Source organism: Shinella sp. CPCC 101442 (genome assembly GCF_024704725.1).
In the GTDB taxonomy this organism is placed as follows: Bacteria; Pseudomonadota; Alphaproteobacteria; order Rhizobiales; family Rhizobiaceae; genus Shinella.
In genome coordinates this window covers 678,674-700,692 of record NZ_JALIQS010000003.1, presented here as the reverse complement: position 1 = coordinate 700,692, position 22,019 = coordinate 678,674, and the positions used below count along the sequence as shown (strand labels likewise).

Genomic DNA, 22,019 nt, shown 5'->3' with positions numbered 1-22,019 from the left:
GGCTTTTTCATTTCGGCTTTGGATTTTGGTCGGTCTTGCTGATGAAGCTGACATTGCCGAGGCCCGTTCCGATCGTAACGGCGGCCCATGCCTTGGCGTCTCTCATGCGCGGAACCTCCGACAGGCCTTGCACCACGGCATCGTTGTGCATGATTACGAAGGTCGGCTGGTCGTCGATGCGGGGGATCTCCTTGCGCAGTGCCTCCGGCAGGTTGAAATGGGTGCTTTCCCAATTGCCGCCCGGCAGGTTCTGGCCGCCGCGCGCAATCGATCCGTCGGCGGCGATGATGCCCGGGCAGCCGATGCCGATGACGGGAGCGAGCGCCAGCTTGGCTTTGTTCGCCTTGCCGATCAGACCCTCGATCATGCGTATGAGATATTCGATGGTGGCGGTGCGTTTGGGCTCATCGTCCGCATGACGCCAAAGCTCCGATTTCCAGACCTTGGCCTTGCCGAAATTCGTGTCGTCATCAAGGTTCAGCTTGACGACGCCGGCGCGGATGTTCGTGCCGCCGATATCCACGGCAAGGATCGCATCGTGCCCTTTCAGCATCCAGGAGGGGATGAGGTGAACGGCACCGATGAGACCCGCTTCATCCGGATGGTGGGCGATGGGCGATAGTCGAACCTTCACCCCTTCGGCTTTCAGCAGCAACTGGGCGCGGGCGATCGCCATCAGGCCGGTCTTGCTGTCCTTGAAACCGCCGCCGACGGCGATCCGTTCCGTTTCCTTCCAGGCATCCTCCTTCAGGTAGCGCATCAGGACCTCGGCAAGCTCGACCGCAAAATCGTCCACAGCGGCGCGCACCAGAGCCGCCGCTTCCGTGTCCTCTTCCTTCAGCAGGGCATCGATGTCCCTCTTGGAAAGCGCGTCGGTCGGAACATCGCCCAGCGGATCGTCGCCACCCTTGCGGATGCGCTTTCGCCATGTGTCGAGCGCATCGCGAAAGGCGGACTTGTTGGCACGATCACCGATGAACCCCTGCTTGTTTCGCAGTTCGAGATTGTAGCTGGAAACCGCGACCATCGGCAGGTCGTCCGCTCCATGGGTGACGGGGGCGTCGTTGTCCGCGGTCCGTGGTGCTTTCCGATTGCCCATTGCTACTCCCTTGCTGCGATTGCGTGGCGAAGACACAATGCGGCGCGTGAAAACTTGTTCCTGCGCGACCTTGTCGGCTCGGCCTCGCGATCTACTTGCAAGGTCATGGACGAGCTGGAAAAACTGCGGCCGACGGACGCCGCCACCCGCCATCTGGTGCGCCGCCTGATCGACGAGCCGGATCGCTGGGCGCTGTTTCTCGATATCGACGGCACACTTCTCGACCTCGCCGCGACGCCCGATGCCATCCAGGTGCCGCTGTCGCTTTCAGGCGACCTGCAGGCCGTCGCCCACCGTCTCAAGGGCGCACTCGCGCTGGTGACGGGGCGCAGTCTGCCCTATGCGGATGCTCTCTTCTCACCCTGTCGCTTCCCGATTGCCGGGCTGCACGGGGCGGAATTCCGGGGTGCCGACGGCGAGACGGCCGTTGCCGTGGCCACGCCGGCCTTCGTTTCGCTCAAGCAGCGCCTGGTCGAGCAGACGGCGTGGATGGAGGGGGTGCTGATCGAGGACAAGGGGGCGGCCGTAGCTGCGCACTACCGGCTGGCGCCAGCCTTCGACACGGCGCTGGAAGGCATCATGCAGGTCTTCGCCGATGAGGCGGGGCCGGACTGGGTGTTACAGCCGGGCAAGATGGTGTTCGAAATCCGCCCCGCGCGCGCCGACAAGGGCGATGCCGTGGCGACCTATCTGGAGCAGCCGGCCTTTTCCGGGCGCCTGCCCATCGCCGTTGGCGACGACCTTACCGATGAGACCATGTTCGCGCTCGCCAATGCACGTGGCGGGCGGTCGATCCGGGTCGGCTCGCTTTCGACGCCCACCTGCGCGCTGGCGAAAGCCTCTTCGCCCTCGGCGATCCGCTCCGCGCTCTCGACCATTGCCGCTGCAGGCGAGGGACGGGCTGTCCCTCCATCCTAAACCTCCACCGGGCGTGCCTCCTGCACATCCGTTCCGAAGACGCGGCGATAGCGTTCTATTTCGGCGGGATCGCCCGTCGCCTTCAGCGGATTGTCCGACAGCTTGACCGCCGGGCGGCAGTTGGCGCTCGTCACCTTGCAGACCAGCGAGATCGGGTCTAGCCCGTTGCCGCCATCGGGATCGCAGCCGCGGAAGTCGTTGGTCAGGTTGGTGCCCCAGCCGAAGCTCATGCGCACGCGGCCGTGAAAATGCCGGTAGGTTTCCTCGATCGTATCGACATCCATGCCGTCGGAGAAGATCAGCAGCTTTTCGCGGGGATCGCGGCCTTTTTCCTTCCACCAGCGGATGATCTGCTCGCCACCCTCGATCGGCGGCGCGCTGTCCGGGCGAAAACCGGTCCAGTCCGCCACCCAGTCCGGCGCCTTGGCGAGGAAAGCCGTGGTGCCGAAGGCATCGGGCAGGGCGATGAGCAGGTTGCCGTTGTAATGTTGCCGCCATTCCTCGAGCACCTGATAGGGGGCTCGGGCAAGGGCCGCGTCGTCCTCGGCAAGGGCCGCGGCGACCATCGGCAGCTCGTGCGCATTGGTGCCGATGGCTTCGAGATCGGCATCCATGGCGAGCAGCACGTTGGAGGTGCCGATGAAACGCGCGTCGAGCCCCTCCTTGAGCGCCTCGACGCACCAGCGCTGCCAGAGGAAGCTGTGGCGGCGGCGCGTGCCGAAATCCGAGATGACAAGGTCGGGCAGGAGCCGCAGCCGCTCCACTTTTTCCCAGAGATGCGCCTTGGCGCGGGCGTAGAGCACATCGAGCGCGAAGCGCCCCTTGTCGCGCATGGCGGCACGGGATTTCAGCTCGTTGATGATGGTGAGCGCCGGGATCTCCCACATCATCGTATCCGTCCAGGGGCCGTAGAAATGCAGCTCGTACTGGCCGTCGGCCTTGCGCAATTCGTAATCGGGCAGCTGGAAGGCGGTAAGCCAGGCGATGAATTCAGGGCCGAACATGCGCGCCCTGCCGTAAAAACTATTGCCGGCGAGCCAGATCAGCTCCTTCTTGGTGAAGCGCAGGCTTCGGGCATGGTCGAGCTGGGCGCGCAGTTCCCCCTCGTCGATGATCTCGCCGAGCCGAACGCTCTTCGTGCGGTTGATCAGGGAAAAGGTCGCATTCACGTCCGGATGAAGCTGCCGGATCATCTGGAGCATCAGGAGCTTGTAGAAATCCGTATCGAGCAGGCTGCGCACGATCGGGTCCAGCCGGAAGTTATGGTCGTAGGTGCGGGTTGCGAAATCGGTGACGGTCACGCTGCCCTCCCTTCAACCATTGACGCGGCGACTGAATTTCCCGTGTGCATGTTTGAGTCTCCCATTCCTGCGGCGCCACCTTAGCGCAACATCGGCGGGGCGGGAGGGGCGCAGGAGAAATCCTCCCATGAAAAAAAACCGCCCGCGCCGATCTGGAGCGCGAGCGGTTTCGCCGTTTTCACGGCCCGGAGAACGTGGCGTCAGGACGCCGAGGTGAGCTTGACATTGCCGCCATGGCCGCCGCCGCCGAAGACCTGGTGGGCGCCGAAGGAGGAGCGGAGCTGGTTGTGCGGGCCGGGCAGACCCAGCTCGGGGAACAACAGTTCGGAGACGCGATAGGCCTCTTCGAGATGCGGATAGCCCGACGCGATGACCGTATCGATGCCCAGCGCCTGGTATTCGCGAAGGCGCGCAGCGACGGTTTTCGGCGAGCCGACAAGTGCGGTGCCGGCGCCCGAGCGCACCAGGCCGATGCCGGCCCAGAGATTGGGCGAGACTTCGAGCTTGTCGCGCCGGCCGTTGTGCAGCGCCACCATGCGCGCCTGGCCGACGGAATCGGAGTTCTTCGTCAGCACTTCCTGCGCCGATGCGATCGCTTCGTCCGAGAGCTTCGAGATCAGCCGGTCGGCGGCTTCCCACGCCTCGTCGTCCGTTTCGCGCACGATCAGGTGCAGGCGGATGCCGAAGGAGGCTTGCCGGCCCTTCGCCGCCGCTGCCTTGCGGGCATGCGCGATCTTTTCGGCCACCTGTGCCGGCGGTTCGCCCCAGGTCAGATACTTGTCGACAAGGCCTCCAGCAAAATCGATGGCGGCGTCCGAGGAGCCGCCGAAATAGATTGGCGGGCGCGGTTGCTGCACGGGCGGCAGGCCGAGCTTGGCGTCGATGGCCTTGATGTACTTGCCGTCGAGCGTGGAGTGGCCGGTCTCGATCAGTTCGTTGAACACCTGGAAGAATTCCGAGGCGTGGTCGTAGCGCTCGTCATGCGGCAGGAAGATGCCATCGCCGGCAAGCTCCTGCGCGCTGCCGCCGACCACGATGTTGAGCAGCAGGCGACCGTTCGAAACGCGGTCCAGCGTCGCGGCGAGGCGGGCGTAGTAGGCCGGCGTGGCGGTGCCGGGGCGGATCGCCACGAGGAATTTCAACCGCTCCGTGCGGGCGGCGAGATCTGCGGCCAGCACGAAGGATTCCTCGCAGGCAGCGCCCACCGGGATCAGCACGCCCGAATAGCCGAGCCGGTCGACCGCGACGGCGATCTCACGGAAGTAGCCGGGGTCGGCCGGGCGGGAGAGATCGTCGGAACCGAGATAGGAACCATCGCCGGAGCTGGGGATGAACCAGAGGAAATCGAGAGGCTGGTCGGTTTGGGTCATGAATGTCATCCTGCCGTGCGGGCTGTCGATCAGAGGACAGGTTTCGGCCTGCCCGGTCGAAGGCAGAATAATAAATTCTATGGTTTCAGTAAGGAATTATATTTCTTCCTGCGGCGGCGGATGGGATTTTTCATCGCCGGTGGAGACGTGGATAAACCTCACGGCTATGGACGTTTTCCGCCGGAGGCGAGCCGCTTCTCCAGCCAGCGGCTGTAGCGCGACGCGCTGAAGCAGATGACGAAATAGACGACGGCGACGACGAGATAGGCTTCGTTGTAGAAGCCGAGCCATTGCGGATCGGCGGCGGAGGCACGCGCGGCGTTGAGCAGGTCGAAGATGCCGATGACGGCAAGCAGCGAGGTCGCGAGTAGGAAGCCGATGGCGAGGTTCACCATGCCGGGAATGACGATGCGGAACGCCTGCGGCAGGATGACCAGCTGCTGGATGCGCCAGTAGCCGAGGCCGAGTGCTGTCGCCGCCTCTCTTTGGCCGGAGGGGATGGCCTGAAGGCCGGCGCGAATGACCTCGGCGATATAGGCGGCCCAGAACAGGGTGATCATGATGATGGCGCGCAGCATCTTGTCGAGCGACAGTGCATCCGGCAGCGCCATGGGCAGGATCAGCATGGCGACATAGAGGATGCCGACCATCGGCGTGCCGCGCATCAGTTCGATGTAGAGCACCGAGAAGGTCCGGAGGCCGCCGAGCGTCGAGCGGCGGGCAAGCGCCAGCAGCACGGCGATCGGCGTCGCCGCGGCAAAGCAGACCGCCCAGACGAAGAGCGTGACCGGCAGGCCGCCCCACTGGTTCGAGGGGACCGGCGCTGCGGTGAAGGCGCCCTGCATCAAAAGCCAGCAGGCGAGGATGGTCAGCGGCCAGGCGATGAGCAGGGGACGGCCCCAGAAGCGTGGCAGGGCGCTGGCCGTGAGGATCGCCGCGAGAAGCAGGATCACCAGTGTCGGCCGCCAGAGCAGCTCCGACGGATAGAAGGCGAACAGGATGAAGCGCAGCTTCGCCGTCACGAAGGCCCAGCAGGCGCCGTCGCGCGTGCAGGCGGTCGCATCGCCGGTGAACGTGGCGTCGAGCACCACCCAGCGGAACAGCGGCGGCAGGATCTGCGAGAGCAGCAGCAGTGTCGTGACCGTAATCAGCGTGTTGCCGCGTGTGCCGAAGAGCCCGGTGCGCAGCGTCGTCAGCAGGCGGGGAGAGGCTGTCGTCATCGGGTCGATCCCCGCATCGCGACACGGTTGTTGTAGAGGTTCATCAGCGCGGAAAGCGCAAGGTTGATGGCGAGGAACGTGCCGATCAGGATGATCAGCGCCTCCATGGACTGGCCGGTCGTGTTGGCCGTGGTATTGATGATGCTGACGAGGTCCGGAAACCCGATCGCCACGGCCAGGCTCGAATCCTTGGTGAGGTCGAGATAGCTCGATGTCGTCAGCGGCGTGATGACGCGCAGCGCCTGCGGCAGCACGACGAGGCGGATGATCTGGCCGTCATGCAGCCCGAGTGCGCGCGCTGCCTCCCATTGGCCGGTACCGACCGACTGGATGCCGGCGCGCACGATCTCGGCGATGAGGGCGGAAAATTTCACCACGAGGCCGGTGAGGAGGGCGGCAAATTCCGGCGAGAGATTGAGCCCGCCGCGGATGTTGAAGCCGGCCAGCGCTGGCGCCTGTACGATCGGGCGCGTGCCGGAGAGAACGAGCAGAAGCAGGATTGCCGTCAGGGAAAGGGTTATTGCCGCGGTGCCGGAGCGGCGCGTCAGACGGCCGGCAAGACGGAGCAGGAGAAGGAGGGCACTGCCCAGTGCTGCGGCAAGCGCGATGGCCGCGAGGAGACCAAATGGTCCGCCTTCGAGCGACAAGGAAGGAATATAGACGCCGCGATTGGTGAGGAAGACCGTCTCGAACAGGGCAGGCGCCTGGCGTGGCGCGGGCAGGGCCTTGGCGAGCGCCATCCAGAAGAAGAGCTGCAGAAGAAGCGGTGTGTTGCGCGTGATCTCGATGAACCAGCGCACGAGGCCCGCAAGCAGCAGGTTGCGCGACAGGCCGGCGACGCCGATGACCACGCCGAGGATGGTGGCGAGCACGCAGCCGAGCAGCGAGACTTTCAGCGTGTTGACGAGGCCGGCGGCGATTGCCCTCAGATAGGTATCGCCCGCGCGAAAGGCGATGGCGCTTTCGCCGATTTCGAAATTGGCGGAACTGGAGAGGAAGCCGAAACCCGGCAGGATGCCGATGCGCGCCATGGTTTCCAGCACGTTCGAGACGAACAGCCAGCCGAAAAGCGCAAGAACGGCCAGAAAGGCGAGCTGGCCAAGCGGCCAGCCGCCCCACCAGGCGCGGATCTTGCCAAACGTACCGGGTCGTGGGGGACCCGGTACGACGGCGCGGAACACGCGTCTGTCAGACATCAACGGAACGGCGGCGAATAGAGCAGGCCGCCATCGGTCCACAGGCTGTTGTAACCACGGTCCCAGCCGAGCGGCTTGAGGTTGCGGTCATAGATCTCGCCGTAATTGCCGACGGTCTTGATGATGTTGTAGGCCCATTTCGGATCGAGGCCGAGATCCTTGGCGAAGGACGGATCGACGCCGAGGAAACGCTGGATGGCCGGGTCTTCCGATTCCAGGAACTCATCGACATTCGCCGAGGTGATGCCCCATTCCTCGGCCTGGATGGTGGCGTTCACCGTCCAGTTAACGAGTTCCAGCCAGCGGTCGTCGCCGCCGGCAATCGCCGGTGCGAGCGGTTCCTTGGAAAGACGCTCGGGCAGCAGCACGTAATCATCCGGCTTCTTCAGCTGGGTGCGCTTGCCGACGAGGTCGGACGAATCCTGCGTGATCGCGTCGACGCGGCCGGATTCCAGCGCATCGATGAACTGCCCGGTGTCCTCGATGGTGACGGGCGTGAAGGTCTTGCCCGTCTTGCGGAAGAAGTCCGCGACGTTCAACTCGCCCGTCGTGCCGCTCTGCGCGCCGATGGTCGCGCCGTCGAGATCGGCGGCCTTGGTCACGCCGAGGTCCTTGCGCACGAGAATGCCCTGGCCGTCATAGAAGACCGTCGGGCCGAAGTGGAAGCCGAGCTTGAAGGCGCGGGTCGCGGTGACCGTCACGCCTGAAAGCAGGATATCGAACTCGCCGCTCTGGAGGGCCGGAAGACGCTGCTGCGGTGAGGAGGAGGTGAATTCCACCTTGTCGGGCGTGTTGAAGACGGCGATGGACAGGGCGCGGCCGAAATCGACGAAGAAGCCCTGCCACTTGCCGTCGCTGCTGGGCGCGAAGAAGCCGGGCGTCGTGCCGACGCCGACCTTGATGGCGCCGCGCTGGTTGATCTTGTCGAGCGTCGGGCCGGCATGAGCGAGGCCTGACAACATGGTGGTTGCCAGGAAAGCGGCGGCCGCGGCCGACTGGATGGCCCGCCGGAAGGTCTTGTGCACTATCATATTGAAATGTCCCCATTTTCAAAAGAACTGAGCTTCCGCTGCAAGACGGCTTCGCCAGGCATCGGAAGATATGTTTATATTATCTATAAAATTACTGTATTTAAGAAACCGACATCCAAATTTGCGCGTTTCCGAAGCAAATTGCTTCCCCGCGATGGCGCCGTTTCGATCTGCGGATTCCAGACGGCCGGGGCGCAACGCCTCGATTGCACGCCGGAGAGGGCTGGCGCCGGGGGCGTGCTTTCAGGAAGACTGTTCTAATCTGGAGAAGACCCTTGCCGGCAGGTCGCGTTCAACCGCCTATCGGGTATTGCCGGCGACAGGCCGACCGGGTGCCGCACGGGTATGGGTGGTAAACGTAAATGGAAACGGAGTGGCGCCGATACGCTACAGCCTACGGAACGTCATCGTGCGCTACGACGCCGCCTTCGCCTTCCAATGTCGCGATACGCCGGGTTTCGGAGCGGTTGAATTTCAACCGCACGCCGATCCCGCCACGATCTCCATCGGGCAGGAATACGGCTCCCGCGACCTCGAGCGAAGACTGCAGTGCGGCGATGTCCCCGTCATCGGGTTTTCCGAGCTTGCGCTCGAAGTGCGCAATCGTCTCGATATCGACGCCTGAGGCTTTTGCGAGACGCTCCCGGCTGTATTCGACGAGTGCTCGCGCTGCCCGGCACTGAGAGCCAGTAATCATGCAGGTCTCCTTTTGCGGGACTATGCTTCAACGGATTCGGCGGGTCAACGTTGCCGGCTTTGCCGCGTCCGATAGCCGCTGGTTTTGGCGCGCGCGACCGGCGAGAGGACGCCGATCCACGCGATCGCTTCCCGATGAAAGAATATTCTCCGCTTGCCGGGAGATATAATCCATAAAATCTATAAACAATATGATTTCTTGATAGGCTGGCTGCATCATACGTCAGGGGACATTCCGATGAGCCAGCAATCCGAAACAATTTTATCCAAGGGCCTTTCGCGCCGCGGCCTGATCAAGGCGGCCGGCGTGACGGCGGTGGCCGCTGCCGCCGGCGTGATCGGCGCGCGTTCCACACGCTACGCCATTGCCGGTAATCTCATTCCGATCAAGCTCGAATGGACCGAGGTTGCCGCCTGCCATTCGCCGGTCGGTTTCGGCCTGTCCAAGGGCATCTACGCCAAGCACGGTCTCGATGTGGAGCTGTTCTATCAGGGCGCCAGCGGCCAGACCCTCATCCAGGCGCTCGCCACCCGCAAGGCGGAAGCCGGCCCGGGCCTGCTCTATGACTGGCTGAAGCCGATTGAGCAGGGTTTCGACGTGCGCCTTTTCGCCGGCTCGCATGGCGGCTGCCAGAGCATCCTCGTTCAGCCCGATTCCGACGTCAAGACGCTGACCGACCTCAAGGGCAAGACGATCGGCACGTTCGACGTCATGTCGCCCTCGCGCGTCGCCTTCTCGGTTGCGCTTGCCAAGGCCGGCCTCAACCCGGAAACAGATGTCACCTGGAAGGTCTTCCCCTTCGATCTGGTTGCCGAAGGTGTGCTGAAGGGCGAGGCCGATGCCGTCGCGCATATGGATCCCTGGGCCTATTCCTATGAGAAGAAACACGGTTTCCGTCGCGTCGCCGATACGCAGACCGGCACGTTCAAGGACCGCGTCTGCTGCGTGCTCGGCGTCAACGGCGATTATTACGAAGCCAACAAGGACGCCATCAAGCGGGTCGCCGCCGCCAATCTCGAAATCCACCAGTACACGGCCAAGCACCCGGACGAAGTGGCCAAATGGTACTTCGAGACGCTGAAGCCGGGTCTCTCGCTGGAGGATCTGACGGAAGTTCTCGCGTCCTTCACCTATCACGATCACTGGTTCGGCAAGGACCTCTTGAAGGAAGTGCAGATCGGCTACGAGGATCTCAAGCTGACCGGCGTCATCGATGCGGGCACCGATCCGCAAGAGATCGCCAACCGCATCACCATCGACATCTTCGCGTGATGCCATGAGTGCGGCGGTCGAGGATACATTCGGCGGGGCAGGGCGGCGAACGCTCGCCCTGCCTTTCGGGGGCGTCTGGCGCAACGGGCTTTTTGCGGCCGGCACGTGGTCCCTGACCGCGGCGCTGAGCTATGGTCTGCCCGATGTCATCAGCTGGGGCGCGACGGAGCTCTTTGCCATCATCATGCTCGTCGGCGCGGGGATTTTCCTCGCGCTGTCGGTGACGGTGCACAGGCTTGGCGGCTTCGGCCGCACGCTCATCCATTACGGGCCGTGGTTCATCGTGCTCGGCCTCTGGCTGGGCGTCTGGGAAGTGCTGACGGCCAAGCTCGGCTGGCTGCCGAAACCGTTCTTCTCGCCGCCGCAGGGTCTCCTGCATGTCTACATAACGGACTGGGACCGGCTGCTGATCTGCATTGCCTATACCGGGCGTCTCTGGGGGCTCGGCTTCTTCTCGGGCATCCTCGTCGGTTTCGCCGCCGGCGTCGCGCTCGGCTGGTCGAAACGCTTTGCCTACTGGGGCATGCCGCTTCTGAAATTGATCGGGCCGGTTCCGGCAAGCGCCTGGATTCCCTGCACCTTTTTTATCTTCCCGTCGGTCTTCCATGCCTCGATCTTCCTCGTGGCATTGGCCTCCGGCATTCCGGTCGCGATCCTCACGGCGGCGGGCGTGAGCCAGGTCAACCGCTCCTTCTACGACGTTGCCCGCACACTCGGCGCCGACAACCGCTTCCTGATCTTCAAGGTCGCGATCCCCGCCTCCCTGCCGAACGTCTTCGTCGGCATCTTCATGGGGCTCTACTATTCCTTCGCCGTGTTGGTCGTTGCCGAGATGCTCGGCGCCAAGTTCGGCCTTGGCTGGTACCTCCAGTTCAACACGGCCTATTCGGCCTATGCCAATGTCTATGCGGCCCTGATCATCATGGCGCTGATCTGCGCCGGGCTCGTGCGCCTGCTCTTCGTGGCGCGTGATCGCCTGCTCGGCTGGCAGAAGGGGATCCTCTGATGGCGCTTGCTCTCGCAGAAGCCACGCCGGTCGAAAGCATCGCTCTCGATGTGGAAGGCGTTTCCCACCGCTATGAGCTCGACGGCAAGTCGCTGCAGGTTCTCGACAATGTCAGCCTGACGATTGCGCCGGGCGAATTCGTCGCCCTGCTCGGCCCCTCCGGCTGCGGCAAGTCCACGCTTCTGCGCCTCGCCGCCGGCCTCGAAACGGCGACGACGGGCAAGGTGCTGGAGGACGGAAGGCCGATCACCGCGCCGAACCCGGACCGCATCCTCGTCTTCCAGGATGCCACGCTGTTTCCCTGGCGTACCGTGCGCGCCAATATCGCAACGGGCCTCGAAGCCCGCGGCCTGCTCGGCGAGAAGGGGTTTCGGATCGACGAGGTGCTGAAGCTCGTCAAGCTGGAAGGCTTTGCGGACTTCTACCCGCACCAGCTCTCGGGCGGCATGGCGCAGCGCGCGGCCCTTGCCCGTGCGCTGGTCAACGATCCCAAGCTGCTCCTGCTCGACGAACCCTTCGGCAAACTCGACTCGCTGACCCGGCTTCGCATGCAGAACGAACTGCTCGACCTCTGGAAGAGCGCCGGCTTCACCGCGCTGCTCGTCACGCATGATGTCGAGGAGGCGCTGCTGCTTGCCGACCGGGTCATCGTGCTCTCGGACCGGCCGGCCTCCATCGTTGCGGAAATCAGGGTCGATCAGCCCCATCCGCGCCGCCGGGACGATGCCAGCCTCGTAGCGCTCCGCCGGTCACTGCTGGAGAAGCTGGGGATCTCCCATGACGTCTAGCGCGCGCCTTTCCCATCACGCCGTGGCCGTCGCGGGCGGCGGCTTCGCGCTGCTGTCGCTCGGCTGGTGGTGGCTGATCTTCAGCAAGGTCGTTGCAGCCGACTACCTCACCGTCCGCCAGGCGGTGACCTGCATTGCCGGGGCGACGGATCTCTGCGCGCTCGCGCAGGCGCTCTGCACCAACGACCATCTCTACGGCATCCGGTGGTACGCGCCGGAAGCTTTCTGGGCCGCTGCGGCCATCCTCGTCGCCGGCGTCCTTCTGTCGGTCCGTCCCTCGCGCGCCTGAGCGCCCCTACCCAAGGAGAAGTGTCATGACGATCCACCAAGCCCCCGAGGTTGCCGAGCACGATGTCGTTCAGGTCCCGGCGGGAACCGCGACTTTCAAGAGCCGCCATCCGGAAACCATTGCGCTGCACGGCGGCAGCTTCCGTTACGATCCAACGACCGGCGCGGTTGCCGTTCCGATCTATCAGACATCCTCCTTCCAGCTGCCCGGGACCGACGGCGCCGACAAGCTCTTTGCGCTCGAGGCGCCTGGCCATCTCTACACCCGCGTCTCCAACCCGACGCAGGATGCCTTCGAGCAGCGCCTTGCCGAGCTGGAAGGCGGGGCGGCCGCGCTCGCGCTCTCGTCCGGTCAGGCGGCATCGGCCTTCGCCATCCTGAATGTCGCGCGCGCCGGCGATAACATCGTCAGCGCGGCCGGGCTCTACGGCGGCACCTGGGCGCTCTTTGCCGCGACGCTGAAGAGCTTCGGCATCGAAACACGCTTCGTCGATGCGTCCGATCCGGAAGCTTTCGAAAAGGCCACGGACGAGCGCACGCGCGCCTATTACGCCGAATCCTTGCCGAACCCGAAGCTGGAACTGTTCCCCATCGCCGAGGTCGCCGCCATCGGCCGCCGGCACGGCATTCCGTTGATCGTCGACAACACGGCTGCGCCGCTGGTTATTCGTCCGCTGGAGCATGGGGCGGCCGTCGTCGTCTATTCGACGACGAAATATATCGGCGGCCACGGCACCTCGATCGGCGGTGCGATCATTGACAGCGGCACCTTCCCCTGGACCGAAAACCCTGATCGGCAGCCGAACCTCACGGAGCCGGATTCGAGCTACCAGGGCAAGACCTGGATCGAGAAGGCCGAGGCCATCGGCTTCCACCCCTACATTCTGCGCGCCCGCGCGGTTCTGCTGCGCGATCTGGGAGCCGCCATCAGCCCGCAAAATGCCTTCCAGTTCATCCAGGGCCTCGAAACCCTGCCGCTGCGCCTGCGCCAGCACAACGAGAACGCGGTGAAGGTCGCTGAATTCCTCAAGGGCCACGCCAAGGTCGAGCGCGTGATCTTCCCGAAGTTTCAGGAGGGCACGGCCAAGGCGCGGGCGGACAAGTATTTCAAGCCCGGCTATTTCGGTGCGTTGGTCGGGTTCGAGCTGAAGGGTGGGCGCGAGGCGGGCCGCCGCTTCATCGACAGCCTCCAGCTCTTCTACCATCTCGCCAATATCGGCGATGCGCGCTCGCTGGCGATCCATCCCTCGACGACCACCCACTCGCAGCTTTCGCTGGAGGACCAGCTCGCGACGGGCGTCACGCCGGGCTACGTGCGCCTCTCCATCGGTCTCGAACATCCCGATGACCTGATCGCCGATCTGGAGCGGGCCATCGCGCTGGCCTGACGCCACGCCCCGACCCAATCGGCCAAATGCCCCGGCGCTCCTCCTCGCGCCGGGGTTTTTCGTTCTGGAGGGGCCGCCGCCCTCTCAGATATTGGAGGGATTTCCGCGATATCAGTCCGATTTTCGTCTGTGGCCAACCAAGTGTTCGTTCTATTGGAGGAAATAATCTTGGAACGATTTATCCTCTTGAGGTCGTTTCGCGCATTAATTACCCACACTCTCATTGAAACGCGAAACACGGGCCGCCGGCCGGGAGACCTCCATGAACACTGCCATGAACATGATGCCGATGATGAACGCGATGATGGGCGGCATGGGCCAGCCGATGATGAATGGCATGATGCCGATGATGAACGGCATGATGCCCATGAACGGTATGATGCCGATGATGGGCGGCATGCCCATGATGATGCCGATGCCGATGATGATGGGCATGATGACCTGCAAGATGACCGACACCGGCATGATGTGCGAAATGAAGCCGATGGAAGGCATGGATCAGGCCATGTTCATGGAATGCTGCAAGCGCATGATGTCCATGATGAGCGGCGGCATGCCGATGATGATGATGTGCGGCGGCATGATGATGTGCTGCAACATGGCCGCTTAAGGCCACCGGCACCGCGCTTTCAGGGCCTCCCTTCGGGGAGGCCTTTTATATGTGGATCACTTCGCGATAGGTCGAGACGAGATAGACCAGTGCCGGGCCGCCCGTCATGTTGCGATAAACGTGCGGCACGTCCGCCTCGAAGACCAGCGCATCGCCCTCGCCGAGGATATAGGGCTGCTTGCCCACCACCACCTCGACCGTGCCTTCGGCGACGACGAGATTTTCCACGGTGCCGTCGCGGTGCGCATCGGCGCGCTCGGCGTGGTGGGGCGCGAGGCGAAGTTCGTAAAACTCCACCGTCCGGTCGCCTTCATAGGGAAAGAGCGCGCGTGTCTCGAACCGGCCGTCGCTGGAGGAGAGCGTCTTGGAGGCGGCGCGCGTCAAAAGCACCGTCGTCGGCTCCTCGTCCTCGATGATCAGCGAGCCGCAGGAGACTTCCAGCGCCGCGGCAATCCTGGCGAGGATGGTCAGCGTCGGGCTGCTCTTGCCCGTCTCGATCTGCCCCAGCATGGCGCGACTGACGCCGGAAACCTTGGCTAGGCGGTCGAGGGAATAGCCCCGCCGTGTCCTCAGCCGCCGCAGGTTCTGGCCGGTGCGCAGGCAGATCGCCTCGGAGGGGTCATGGTGTTCCGGCTGGGGAAAACTCGCCAGGAGCTCACTGCGCATGGATCCACGGGCTCGGCATCATGGGCACGAAGGTCCAGACCGGCACCCATACCATCATTGGCTGCAGGCCGCTGATGGCCTGCCCGACGGGCAGGGCCGCGACGGGCGCTGCCGGCTTGCGGCGGGCATCGCGATAGGCCTGGAAATCAACGATCTTCGCATTCTCTGCTGCCATGAAAATCCCCTGCGCTTATTGTCTATAAGAATTATATGCTTTTCAGCGCATTCAAAGGCAGGTCCGCTCAAAATGACGGCGAAGACGGGAAAAGTTTTCGCTTTGCCGGCCCGCTCGCGAAAATCCCGCCGGAGTGCCGGAGATGGGTGAGAGGGGCGTTCGGGATGGCTCCTCTCAAGCCGGCCACGTAAAAAGAAACGTCATTCCACTTTAAAATACATATAAAAGATAGAATTTCTGTATTTCGGTAAGGCGAAGGCTACTCTCGCGATCAATTCCAAACGTGGCCGGGCACATCACCCCCGGCGCGACAGCGAGAAGCAGGGTAGCATGACGCAGATCGAAAACGCCTGGGGCGCCGGCCCCGGTGAAGGATATGAAGCACTGGCTGCGCCGTTCCGGCCGATCTTCGTAGAGATCGCGACGAGCGCGACCGAGCGTGATCTCAACCGCGGCCTGCCGCACGAGGCCATCCGCCGCCTGAAGGAAGCGGGTTTCGGTGCGGTGCGCCTGCCCGTGGAAGCCGGCGGTAAGGGTGCCAGCCTGCCGCAGTTCTTCAACTTGCTGATCGAGCTTTCGGCGGCCGATTCCAATATTACGCAGGCGCTGCGCGGCCATTTCGGTTTCACCGAGGACATCCTCAACACCAAGGATGCCGAGCGTCGCGGCCTTTGGCTCGGCCGCATCGGCGGCGGCGAGATCACCGGCAATGCCTGGAGCGAGATCGGCACCGGTGCCGCCCTCGACCGCTTCTCGACCAATGTCGCGGAGAAGGATGGCAGGCTCGTTCTCAACGGCGCGAAATATTATACGACCGGCTCGCTCTTTGCCGACTGGATCGATGTCGGCGCCTCCAATGCGCAGGGCGAGGGTATTTCGGTCGCCGTGCGTCGTCATGCCGAGGGCGTCGACGTCGTCGACGACTGGGACGGTTTTGGCCAGATCCTGACGGCGAGCGGCACGACGACCTTCCGCGATGTGACGGTGGAGCCGCAGGATATCGTCATCGACGACGAGCGCTTCAAATATTCGGCCGCCTTCTACCAGCTCGTGCATCTCGCAACGCTCGCCGGCATCGGCCGGGCGATCACGAATGACGTCGCCAAGGCTGTCGCCGAGCGCCGCCGCACCTATACCCATGCCGCCGCCGCGCGTTCCAGCGAGGACCCGCAGGTGCTGCAGGTTGTCGGCCGCATCCGTGCGGCTGCCTACGCCGCGACCGCCATCACGCTTCAGGCGGCCGCCAGCCTGCAGCGTGCCTTCGAGGCGCATTTCGCAGACGACGCCGATGCCGAGGAAAAGGCGAACGCGATTGCCGAGCTTGAAGCGGCGCAGGCCCAGACGGTCGTTTCCGACCTGATCCTCGAGGCCTCGACCCTGCTGTTCGATGCGCTTGGTGCGTCCGCGACCAAGAAGCCTGCCGGCCTCGATCGTCACTGGCGCAATGCCCGCACGCTGGCCTCCCACAATCCGCGCATCTACAAGCATCGCATCATCGGCGACTTCGCCGTCAACGGCACGCCGCCGCCCTATCAGTGGCGCATCGGCGCGAGCGCGGGCTGACACGATGATCCGGCTCGAAGGCATCACGAAAAGCTTTGCCGGCAAGGAAGGCGCGGTCGCGGCCCTCGACGGCATCGACCTCACCATCGCCAAGGGCGAGATTTTTGGCATCATCGGCTCCTCCGGTGCGGGGAAGTCCACGCTGGTGCGGTTGATCAACCTGCTCGAGCGCCCTGATGGTGGCGAGGTTTTCGTCGCCGGCGAGCGGGTGACGGATGCAAGGGGTGAACGGCTGCGGGACCTGCGCCGGTCGATCGGCATGGTGTTCCAGCATTTCAACCTGCTCAGCGCCCGTACCGTCGCCGGCAATGTCGCCTATCCGCTGGAGCTGACCGGCCAGTACGGCAAGATCGAGATCGCCGAGCGCGTGGCAGCACTGCTCGAGCGCGTCGGCCTGTCCGAACACGCGACAAAATATCCGCGTCAGCTGTCGGGCGGGCAGAAGCAGCGCGTCGGCATAGCCAGGGCGCTGGCCTCCGAGCCGCAGGTGCTGCTCTGCGACGAGGCGACGAGTGCGCTCGACCCGCAGACGACGGGTGCCGTGCTCGACCTGCTGCGCCAGATCAACCGCGATCTCGGCGTCACCGTCGTGCTCATCACCCACGAGATGGACGTCATCCGCCGAACCTGCGACCGCGTCGCTGTGCTCGACCGTGGCCGCGTGGTGGAGGAGGGGCCGGTGACGGATGTCTTTCTGCATCCGCGCCATGCCGCGACGCTGCGCCTCGTGCGGGAGGCCGAGCCGGATGGCGGCTCGCTGGATGCGATCGCCGCCTCCGATCTCGGCGGTCGCGCGGTGCGCCTCACCTTCACGGGGCCTGCCGCACACAAACCCATTCTCGGCCGTATCGCCCGCGAAAACCTCGTGGACTACGCAATCCTTGCCGGTCGCGTCGGTCACATCCGCGAGACCCCCTATGCCCAGTTCACCGTATCGCTCAGCGGGAGGGATGTGGCCGGCGCGATCGCCGGCCTGAGAGCGAGCGGCGTCGATGTGGAATTGCAGGCCGGGCTGCCCCTGCCGCAGGTCGAGGAAAGGCCGCGCCATGTCGTTTGAAAATCTCTACTGGGGCGATATCGGTGCAGCCTTGGCCCAGACGCTGGCCATGGTCGGCGGCGCGCTGCTGCTCACCGTCCTCGTCGGCCTGCCGCTCGGCATCCTGCTCTTCCTCACCGGCCGGCAGCAGCTGTTCCAGGCGCCGGTCGCCTATGGCAGCCTGTCCTTCGTGCTGAGCATCATCCGCTCGGTGCCCTTCATCATCCTGCTCATCGTGCTGATGCCCATCACGGTCATCGTCACGGGCACATCGCTCGGCATTCGCGGCGTCATCTTCCCGCTCGTCGTCGGCACGGCCCCGTTTTTTGCACGGCTGGTGGAAACGGCGCTGCGCGAGGTCGATCGCGGCATCATCGAGGCGAGCCTCGCCATGGGCGCCTCGACCACCCAGACGATTTTTCGCGCCGTTCTGCCAGAGGCGTTGCCCAGCCTGCTCGCCGCCGTCACCGTCACGGCCATCGTGCTCGTCGACTACACCGCCATGTCAGGCGCCATCGGCGGCGGCGGGCTCGGGGATCTGGCGATCCGCTACGGCTACCACCGGTTCCAGACCGAAATCATGCTGGTGTGCGTGGCGATCCTTATCGTCTTCGTCCAGCTCATCCAGGCGAGCGGCAACCGCCTCGTCACCCACTTTTCCCGCAAATGACCAGCGCTCGGAGGACCCACATGCGCATCCTGAAATCCATCACCATCGCCGCCGGCCTGGCGCTTGCCGCCTTTGGCTCCGCCAAGGCGGACGAGACGCTCGTCGTCGGCGCCACCGCCATCCCGCACGCGGAAATCCTTGAATTCGTGAAGCCGATCCTGGCCAAGGACGGCCTCGATCTCGATATCCGCGTCTTCACGGATTACATCCAGCCGAACGCGCAGCTGGTTTCCGGCGAACTCGACGCCAATTACTACCAGTACCGCCCGTTCCTCAATGACTACAACAAGCAGCGCGGTACGGAACTCGTTCCGATCGTGCCCGTGCATATCGAGCCCTTCGTCGCCTATTCGACGAAGATCGATGCGATCGACAAGCTTGAGGATGGCGCGACCGTCGCGATTCCGAATGACCCCGTCAATGGTGGGCGCGGGCTGCTGCTGCTGCAGAAGCTTGGCCTGATCAAGGTCTCCGGCAAGCCGGAGCTGACGTCGCCCGACGACGCTCTGCCGACCATCAAGGATATCGTGGAGAACCCGAAGAACCTGAAGATCGTCGAGCTGGAATCCGCCCTCCTGCCGCGCGCGCTGGGTGAAGTCGATCTGGCGGCACTCAACGGCAACTATGTCTTCGAAGCCAAGCTCGACATCGAGAAGGCGCTGCTCATCGACCGTGGCCAGGATGGCTACAATGTCTGGAGCGAATATCTCGTGACGCGCCCGGAAACCAAGGGCGACCCACGTGTCGCCAAGCTCGCCAAGGTGCTCAACAGCGACGAGACGCGGAAGTTCATCGAGGAGCGCTACAAGGGACAGGTGGTCGCCGCCTTCTGATTTCCCGCCTTTCGCCGCCGGGCTGCGCCTTGCCGCAGCCCGGCTTTTCCTTCCGACATGATGGCAGCACATCCATGAGCTCGAACACCGCGACCGCAACCCGTCTTCCAACCCACGCAGAGCCAGGCGAACCCGGCTGGCTGCCCAATCCACCGGTGGCGCCCGCCCATGTCATCCGCGACGATGCGGAAGCGATTGCCGTTGCCGAACAGCTCAGGCCGCTCTTTGCCGCCGAGGCGAAGGAACGGGATCGCGAAAGACGGCTGCCGTTCCGTGAGGTCGATCTCTTTTCGCAGAGTGGGCTGTGGGGCATCACCATTCCCAAGGAATACGGCGGCGCGGGTGTCTCGCAGGTCACGCTCGCAAAAGTCTTCGCGACGCTTGCGGCTGGCGATCCCTCGCTGACGCAGATCGCCCAGAACAGTTTTGAGATCATCGACGTCATCAGGCAGACCGGCAGCGAGGCGCAGAAACGCGAGCTCTTCGGCGCGGTGCTGTCGGGAAAACGCCTCGGCAATGCTTTTTCCGAATTCGGCGGCAAGAATGTCGAGGCCTTCGAGACGAAGCTCGTCCGCAGCGGCGATCACGTCGTGGTCTCGGGCAAGAAATTCTATTCGACGGGCGCGCTCTTCGCCCATCTGGTGCCCATCGTCGCGCTGGATGAGGAGGGCCATGTCGTCGTCGCGGTCGCCGACCGGGATGCGGCGGGGCTGGAGGTGGTCAACGACTGGTCAGCCTTCGGCCAACGCACCACGGCGAGCGGAACGGTGATCCTCGACACGGTCGCCATTCCGCCAAACTGTGTGCTGCCGGCTCATATCGTCTACGAAAACCAGAGCGCCGTCGGCCCGCAAAGCCAGCTCATCCATGCGGCGATCGATGCGGGCATTGCGCGCGGCGCTATCGAGGCGACCATCGATCTCGTGCGCAACCATGCCCGGCCGTGGATCGACAGCGGTTCCGACCGGGCCGGCGACGATCCCTACACGATTGCCGCCATCGGCGACCTCAAAATCCGCCTGCACGCCGCCGAAGCCCTGCTGGACCGCGCCGGTCGGCAGCTTGACGAGACGATTGCCACGGTCAACGACGAGACGATCGGCAAGGCGAAGATCGCTGTCGCCGAGGCCAAGGTGCTGACGACGGAAGTGGCGCTGGCTGCGGCCAACAAGCTGTTCGAACTCGCGGGCACGCGCTCGACGCTCAGCGCGCACAATCTCGACCGTTTCTGGCGCGATGCGCGCACACATACGCTGCACGATCCGGTGCGCTGGAAATTCCATGCGGTCGGGCAGTATTATCTCAACGGCGTGCAGCCGCCGTTGCATTCCTGGATCTGACGTCATCCATGGCAAAGGAAATCCTGCTCAACGCGTTCAATATGAACTGCGTCGGCCACATCAATCATGGTCTCTGGACCCATCCGCGCGACCGCTCGGACGAGTACAACCGGCTCGACTACTGGACCTCGCTTGCCGCCACGCTGGAGCGTGGGCTGTTCGACGGATTGTTCCTTGCCGATATCGTCGGGGTCTATGACGTCTACCAGCAGTCCGTCGATCTGACGCTGCGCGAATCCATCCAGCTTCCGGTCAACGACCCCTTGATGCTGGTGTCCGCCATGGCGGCGGTGACGAAGGGGCTCGGTTTCGGCGTCACGGTGAATGTCCACGCCGAGGAGCCCTACATCTTCGCGCGCCGCCTCTCGACGCTCGATCACCTCACGGATGGCCGCATAGGCTGGAACATCGTGACCGGCTATCTCGACAGCGCGGCGCGTGCCGTGGGGCAGGCGGCGCTCGGCGAGCACGACACACGCTACGACCGGGCGGACGAGTGCCTCGACCTGCTCTACGCGCTCTGGGAAGGCAGCTGGGACGATGATGCGGTGCTGCGGGATCGCAAGGCGCGCATCTATGCCGATCCGTCGCGGGTGCGGAAAATCCGGCACGAGGGGCCCTATTTCCGCGCGGAAGGCTACCATCTCAGCGAGCCGTCGCGCCAGCGCACGCCGGTTCTCTACCAGGCCGGCACCTCCGGCCGCGGTCGGCAGTTCGCGTCCCGCCATGCCGAATGCGTCTTCATCTCTTCGCCGGACACGTCGATTGCCCGTACGGCATCGCGCGCGATCCGGCAGGGGGCGGAGAAGGCGGGGCGGCGGGCGGCGGACGTGCGCATCTTCGCCGGCCTCACCGTGGTCGTCGACCGCACGGAGCGGGCGGCGCGGGAGAAGTATGAGGATTACGCCCGCCATGCCAGCCCGGAGGCGGGGCTCGCGCATTTCTCCGCCGGCACCGGCATCGATTTCTCGCAATACGATCTTGACGAACCGATCACCTACGGCAAGGGCAATTTTGTCCAGACCTCCGTCGATCTGGCGCGCGAGCGCGGCTGGACGAAGCGCACCATCCTCTCGGGTATGGCGCTCGGCGGGCGCTATCCGCTTGTCGTCGGGGATGCCAATCAGGTCGCGGATGCGCTGGAGGCATGGATCGACGAAGGCGAGGTGGATGGCTTCAACCTGGCACGGACGGTGACGCCTGAGAGCTACGAGGATTTCATCGATCTTGTCGTGCCGGTGCTGCAGGAGCGCGGGCGCTACAAGACGGCCTATGGCGAGGGAAGCCTGCGCAACCGGCTGTTCGGCGAGGGCAACCGCCTGCCGGCCCGCCATCCGGCGGCAGGGTTTCGTGCCGGCACAGGCCGGTCGTGACATCAGGTCTTTTTCCGCAAGGGCCTGATAGATGGAATAAATTTCTTTGCCTATAGAATTTATCGACAATAGGCTCAAAGCCATCTGATTTCATTCAAAGGCTTTGCGGCGATGCGCAGCTCGGCCACCGGTTCGATCGGTCTTGGAAGCCCGTTCCGCCCCGCCGGCCAAGCGCACGA

General features: G+C 64.2%; 22 protein-coding genes. 13 read left to right on the top strand and 9 right to left on the bottom strand.

What is annotated here, in order from left to right; genetic code table 11:
- Positions 1–7: 7 nt before the first annotated feature.
- Positions 8–1,099 carry an ROK family protein gene (locus MUO32_RS13900; RefSeq protein ID WP_257948907.1) on the bottom strand — a complete coding sequence of 364 codons (1,092 nt, stop codon included), beginning with the start codon at positions 1,097–1,099 and terminating at the stop codon, positions 8–10.
- A gap of 105 nt (positions 1,100–1,204) precedes the next feature.
- Between MUO32_RS13900 and otsB the strand changes: the two genes are divergently transcribed.
- Complete coding sequence (otsB, locus tag MUO32_RS13895) at positions 1,205–2,017, top strand: trehalose-phosphatase (protein ID WP_257948906.1); 813 nt, start codon at positions 1,205–1,207, stop codon at positions 2,015–2,017.
- Here the strand turns inward: otsB and pncB are convergent.
- The 6 genes from pncB to MUO32_RS13865 all read right to left on the bottom strand — a co-directional run bounded on the left by pncB (position 2,014) and on the right by MUO32_RS13865 (position 8,832).
- Complete coding sequence (gene pncB, locus MUO32_RS13890; RefSeq protein ID WP_257948905.1) at positions 2,014–3,318, bottom strand: nicotinate phosphoribosyltransferase; 1,305 nt, start codon at positions 3,316–3,318, stop codon at positions 2,014–2,016. The two genes, otsB and pncB, sit on opposite strands and share 4 nt — an antisense overlap.
- Before the next feature lie 200 nt (positions 3,319–3,518).
- Positions 3,519–4,688 carry an FMNH2-dependent alkanesulfonate monooxygenase gene (gene ssuD, locus MUO32_RS13885; RefSeq protein WP_257948904.1) on the bottom strand — a complete coding sequence of 390 codons (1,170 nt, stop codon included), beginning with the start codon at positions 4,686–4,688 and terminating at the stop codon, positions 3,519–3,521.
- Between the two features lie 164 nt (positions 4,689–4,852).
- The gene (locus MUO32_RS13880; RefSeq protein ID WP_257948903.1) at positions 4,853–5,908 is read right to left on the bottom strand and encodes an amino acid ABC transporter permease; all 1,056 of its coding nucleotides are present in this window, start codon (positions 5,906–5,908) and stop codon (positions 4,853–4,855) included.
- Positions 5,905–7,104 (bottom strand): amino acid ABC transporter permease, encoded by a 1,200-nt coding sequence (locus tag MUO32_RS13875; protein WP_257948901.1) that lies wholly within the window; start codon positions 7,102–7,104, stop codon positions 5,905–5,907. Before MUO32_RS13875 ends, MUO32_RS13880 begins: the two co-directional genes overlap by 4 nt.
- The gene (locus tag MUO32_RS13870) at positions 7,104–8,135 is read right to left on the bottom strand and encodes an amino acid ABC transporter substrate-binding protein (protein WP_257948900.1); all 1,032 of its coding nucleotides are present in this window, start codon (positions 8,133–8,135) and stop codon (positions 7,104–7,106) included. The genes MUO32_RS13875 and MUO32_RS13870 overlap by 1 nt, the downstream gene beginning before the upstream one ends.
- A 394-nt stretch (positions 8,136–8,529) precedes the next feature.
- Positions 8,530–8,832: a helix-turn-helix transcriptional regulator gene (locus MUO32_RS13865; RefSeq protein WP_257948899.1), complete on the bottom strand. Its 303-nt coding sequence runs from the start codon at positions 8,830–8,832 to the stop codon at positions 8,530–8,532.
- 237 nt (positions 8,833–9,069) lie between these two features.
- Between MUO32_RS13865 and MUO32_RS13860 the strand changes: the two genes are divergently transcribed.
- The 6 genes from MUO32_RS13860 to MUO32_RS13835 all read left to right on the top strand — a co-directional run bounded on the left by MUO32_RS13860 (position 9,070) and on the right by MUO32_RS13835 (position 14,184).
- A complete protein-coding gene (locus tag MUO32_RS13860; RefSeq protein ID WP_257948898.1) occupies positions 9,070–10,104 on the top strand; it encodes an ABC transporter substrate-binding protein in 1,035 nt (344 codons plus the stop codon).
- A gap of 4 nt (positions 10,105–10,108) precedes the next feature.
- Positions 10,109–11,110 carry an ABC transporter permease gene (locus tag MUO32_RS13855; RefSeq protein WP_257948897.1) on the top strand — a complete coding sequence of 334 codons (1,002 nt, stop codon included), beginning with the start codon at positions 10,109–10,111 and terminating at the stop codon, positions 11,108–11,110.
- Positions 11,110–11,898, top strand: a complete 789-nt coding sequence (locus tag MUO32_RS13850) for an ABC transporter ATP-binding protein (protein WP_257948896.1) — start codon at positions 11,110–11,112, stop codon at positions 11,896–11,898. Before MUO32_RS13855 ends, MUO32_RS13850 begins: the two co-directional genes overlap by 1 nt.
- Positions 11,888–12,187 (top strand): hypothetical protein, encoded by a 300-nt coding sequence (locus MUO32_RS13845; protein ID WP_257948894.1) that lies wholly within the window; start codon positions 11,888–11,890, stop codon positions 12,185–12,187. Before MUO32_RS13850 ends, MUO32_RS13845 begins: the two co-directional genes overlap by 11 nt.
- A 25-nt stretch (positions 12,188–12,212) precedes the next feature.
- Positions 12,213–13,574 carry an O-acetylhomoserine aminocarboxypropyltransferase/cysteine synthase family protein gene (locus MUO32_RS13840; protein ID WP_257948893.1) on the top strand — a complete coding sequence of 454 codons (1,362 nt, stop codon included), beginning with the start codon at positions 12,213–12,215 and terminating at the stop codon, positions 13,572–13,574.
- A gap of 262 nt (positions 13,575–13,836) precedes the next feature.
- Positions 13,837–14,184 carry a hypothetical protein gene (locus tag MUO32_RS13835; RefSeq protein WP_257948892.1) on the top strand — a complete coding sequence of 116 codons (348 nt, stop codon included), beginning with the start codon at positions 13,837–13,839 and terminating at the stop codon, positions 14,182–14,184.
- A gap of 45 nt (positions 14,185–14,229) precedes the next feature.
- On the opposite strand, the gene MUO32_RS13830 is transcribed toward MUO32_RS13835, so the two are convergent.
- Positions 14,230–14,850: a helix-turn-helix domain-containing protein gene (locus MUO32_RS13830; protein ID WP_257948891.1), complete on the bottom strand. Its 621-nt coding sequence runs from the start codon at positions 14,848–14,850 to the stop codon at positions 14,230–14,232.
- Entirely contained in the window at positions 14,840–15,025 is a 186-nt protein-coding gene (locus tag MUO32_RS13825; RefSeq protein ID WP_257948890.1) for a hypothetical protein, read from the bottom strand. The genes MUO32_RS13830 and MUO32_RS13825 overlap by 11 nt, the downstream gene beginning before the upstream one ends.
- A 330-nt stretch (positions 15,026–15,355) precedes the next feature.
- Between MUO32_RS13825 and MUO32_RS13820 the strand changes: the two genes are divergently transcribed.
- The 6 genes from MUO32_RS13820 to MUO32_RS13795 all read left to right on the top strand — a co-directional run bounded on the left by MUO32_RS13820 (position 15,356) and on the right by MUO32_RS13795 (position 21,840).
- A complete protein-coding gene (locus tag MUO32_RS13820) occupies positions 15,356–16,588 on the top strand; it encodes an acyl-CoA dehydrogenase family protein (RefSeq protein WP_257948888.1) in 1,233 nt (410 codons plus the stop codon).
- 4 nt (positions 16,589–16,592) lie between these two features.
- Complete coding sequence (locus MUO32_RS13815; protein ID WP_257948886.1) at positions 16,593–17,645, top strand: methionine ABC transporter ATP-binding protein; 1,053 nt, start codon at positions 16,593–16,595, stop codon at positions 17,643–17,645.
- Positions 17,635–18,294: a methionine ABC transporter permease gene (locus MUO32_RS13810; RefSeq protein ID WP_257948884.1), complete on the top strand. Its 660-nt coding sequence runs from the start codon at positions 17,635–17,637 to the stop codon at positions 18,292–18,294. Before MUO32_RS13815 ends, MUO32_RS13810 begins: the two co-directional genes overlap by 11 nt.
- 20 nt (positions 18,295–18,314) lie before the next feature.
- Positions 18,315–19,127: a MetQ/NlpA family ABC transporter substrate-binding protein gene (locus tag MUO32_RS13805; RefSeq protein WP_257948883.1), complete on the top strand. Its 813-nt coding sequence runs from the start codon at positions 18,315–18,317 to the stop codon at positions 19,125–19,127.
- 74 nt (positions 19,128–19,201) lie between these two features.
- The gene (locus MUO32_RS13800) at positions 19,202–20,467 is read left to right on the top strand and encodes an SfnB family sulfur acquisition oxidoreductase (RefSeq protein WP_257948882.1); all 1,266 of its coding nucleotides are present in this window, start codon (positions 19,202–19,204) and stop codon (positions 20,465–20,467) included.
- A gap of 8 nt (positions 20,468–20,475) precedes the next feature.
- A complete protein-coding gene (locus MUO32_RS13795) occupies positions 20,476–21,840 on the top strand; it encodes an LLM class flavin-dependent oxidoreductase (protein WP_257948881.1) in 1,365 nt (454 codons plus the stop codon).
- Positions 21,841–22,019: the final 179 nt, after the last annotated feature.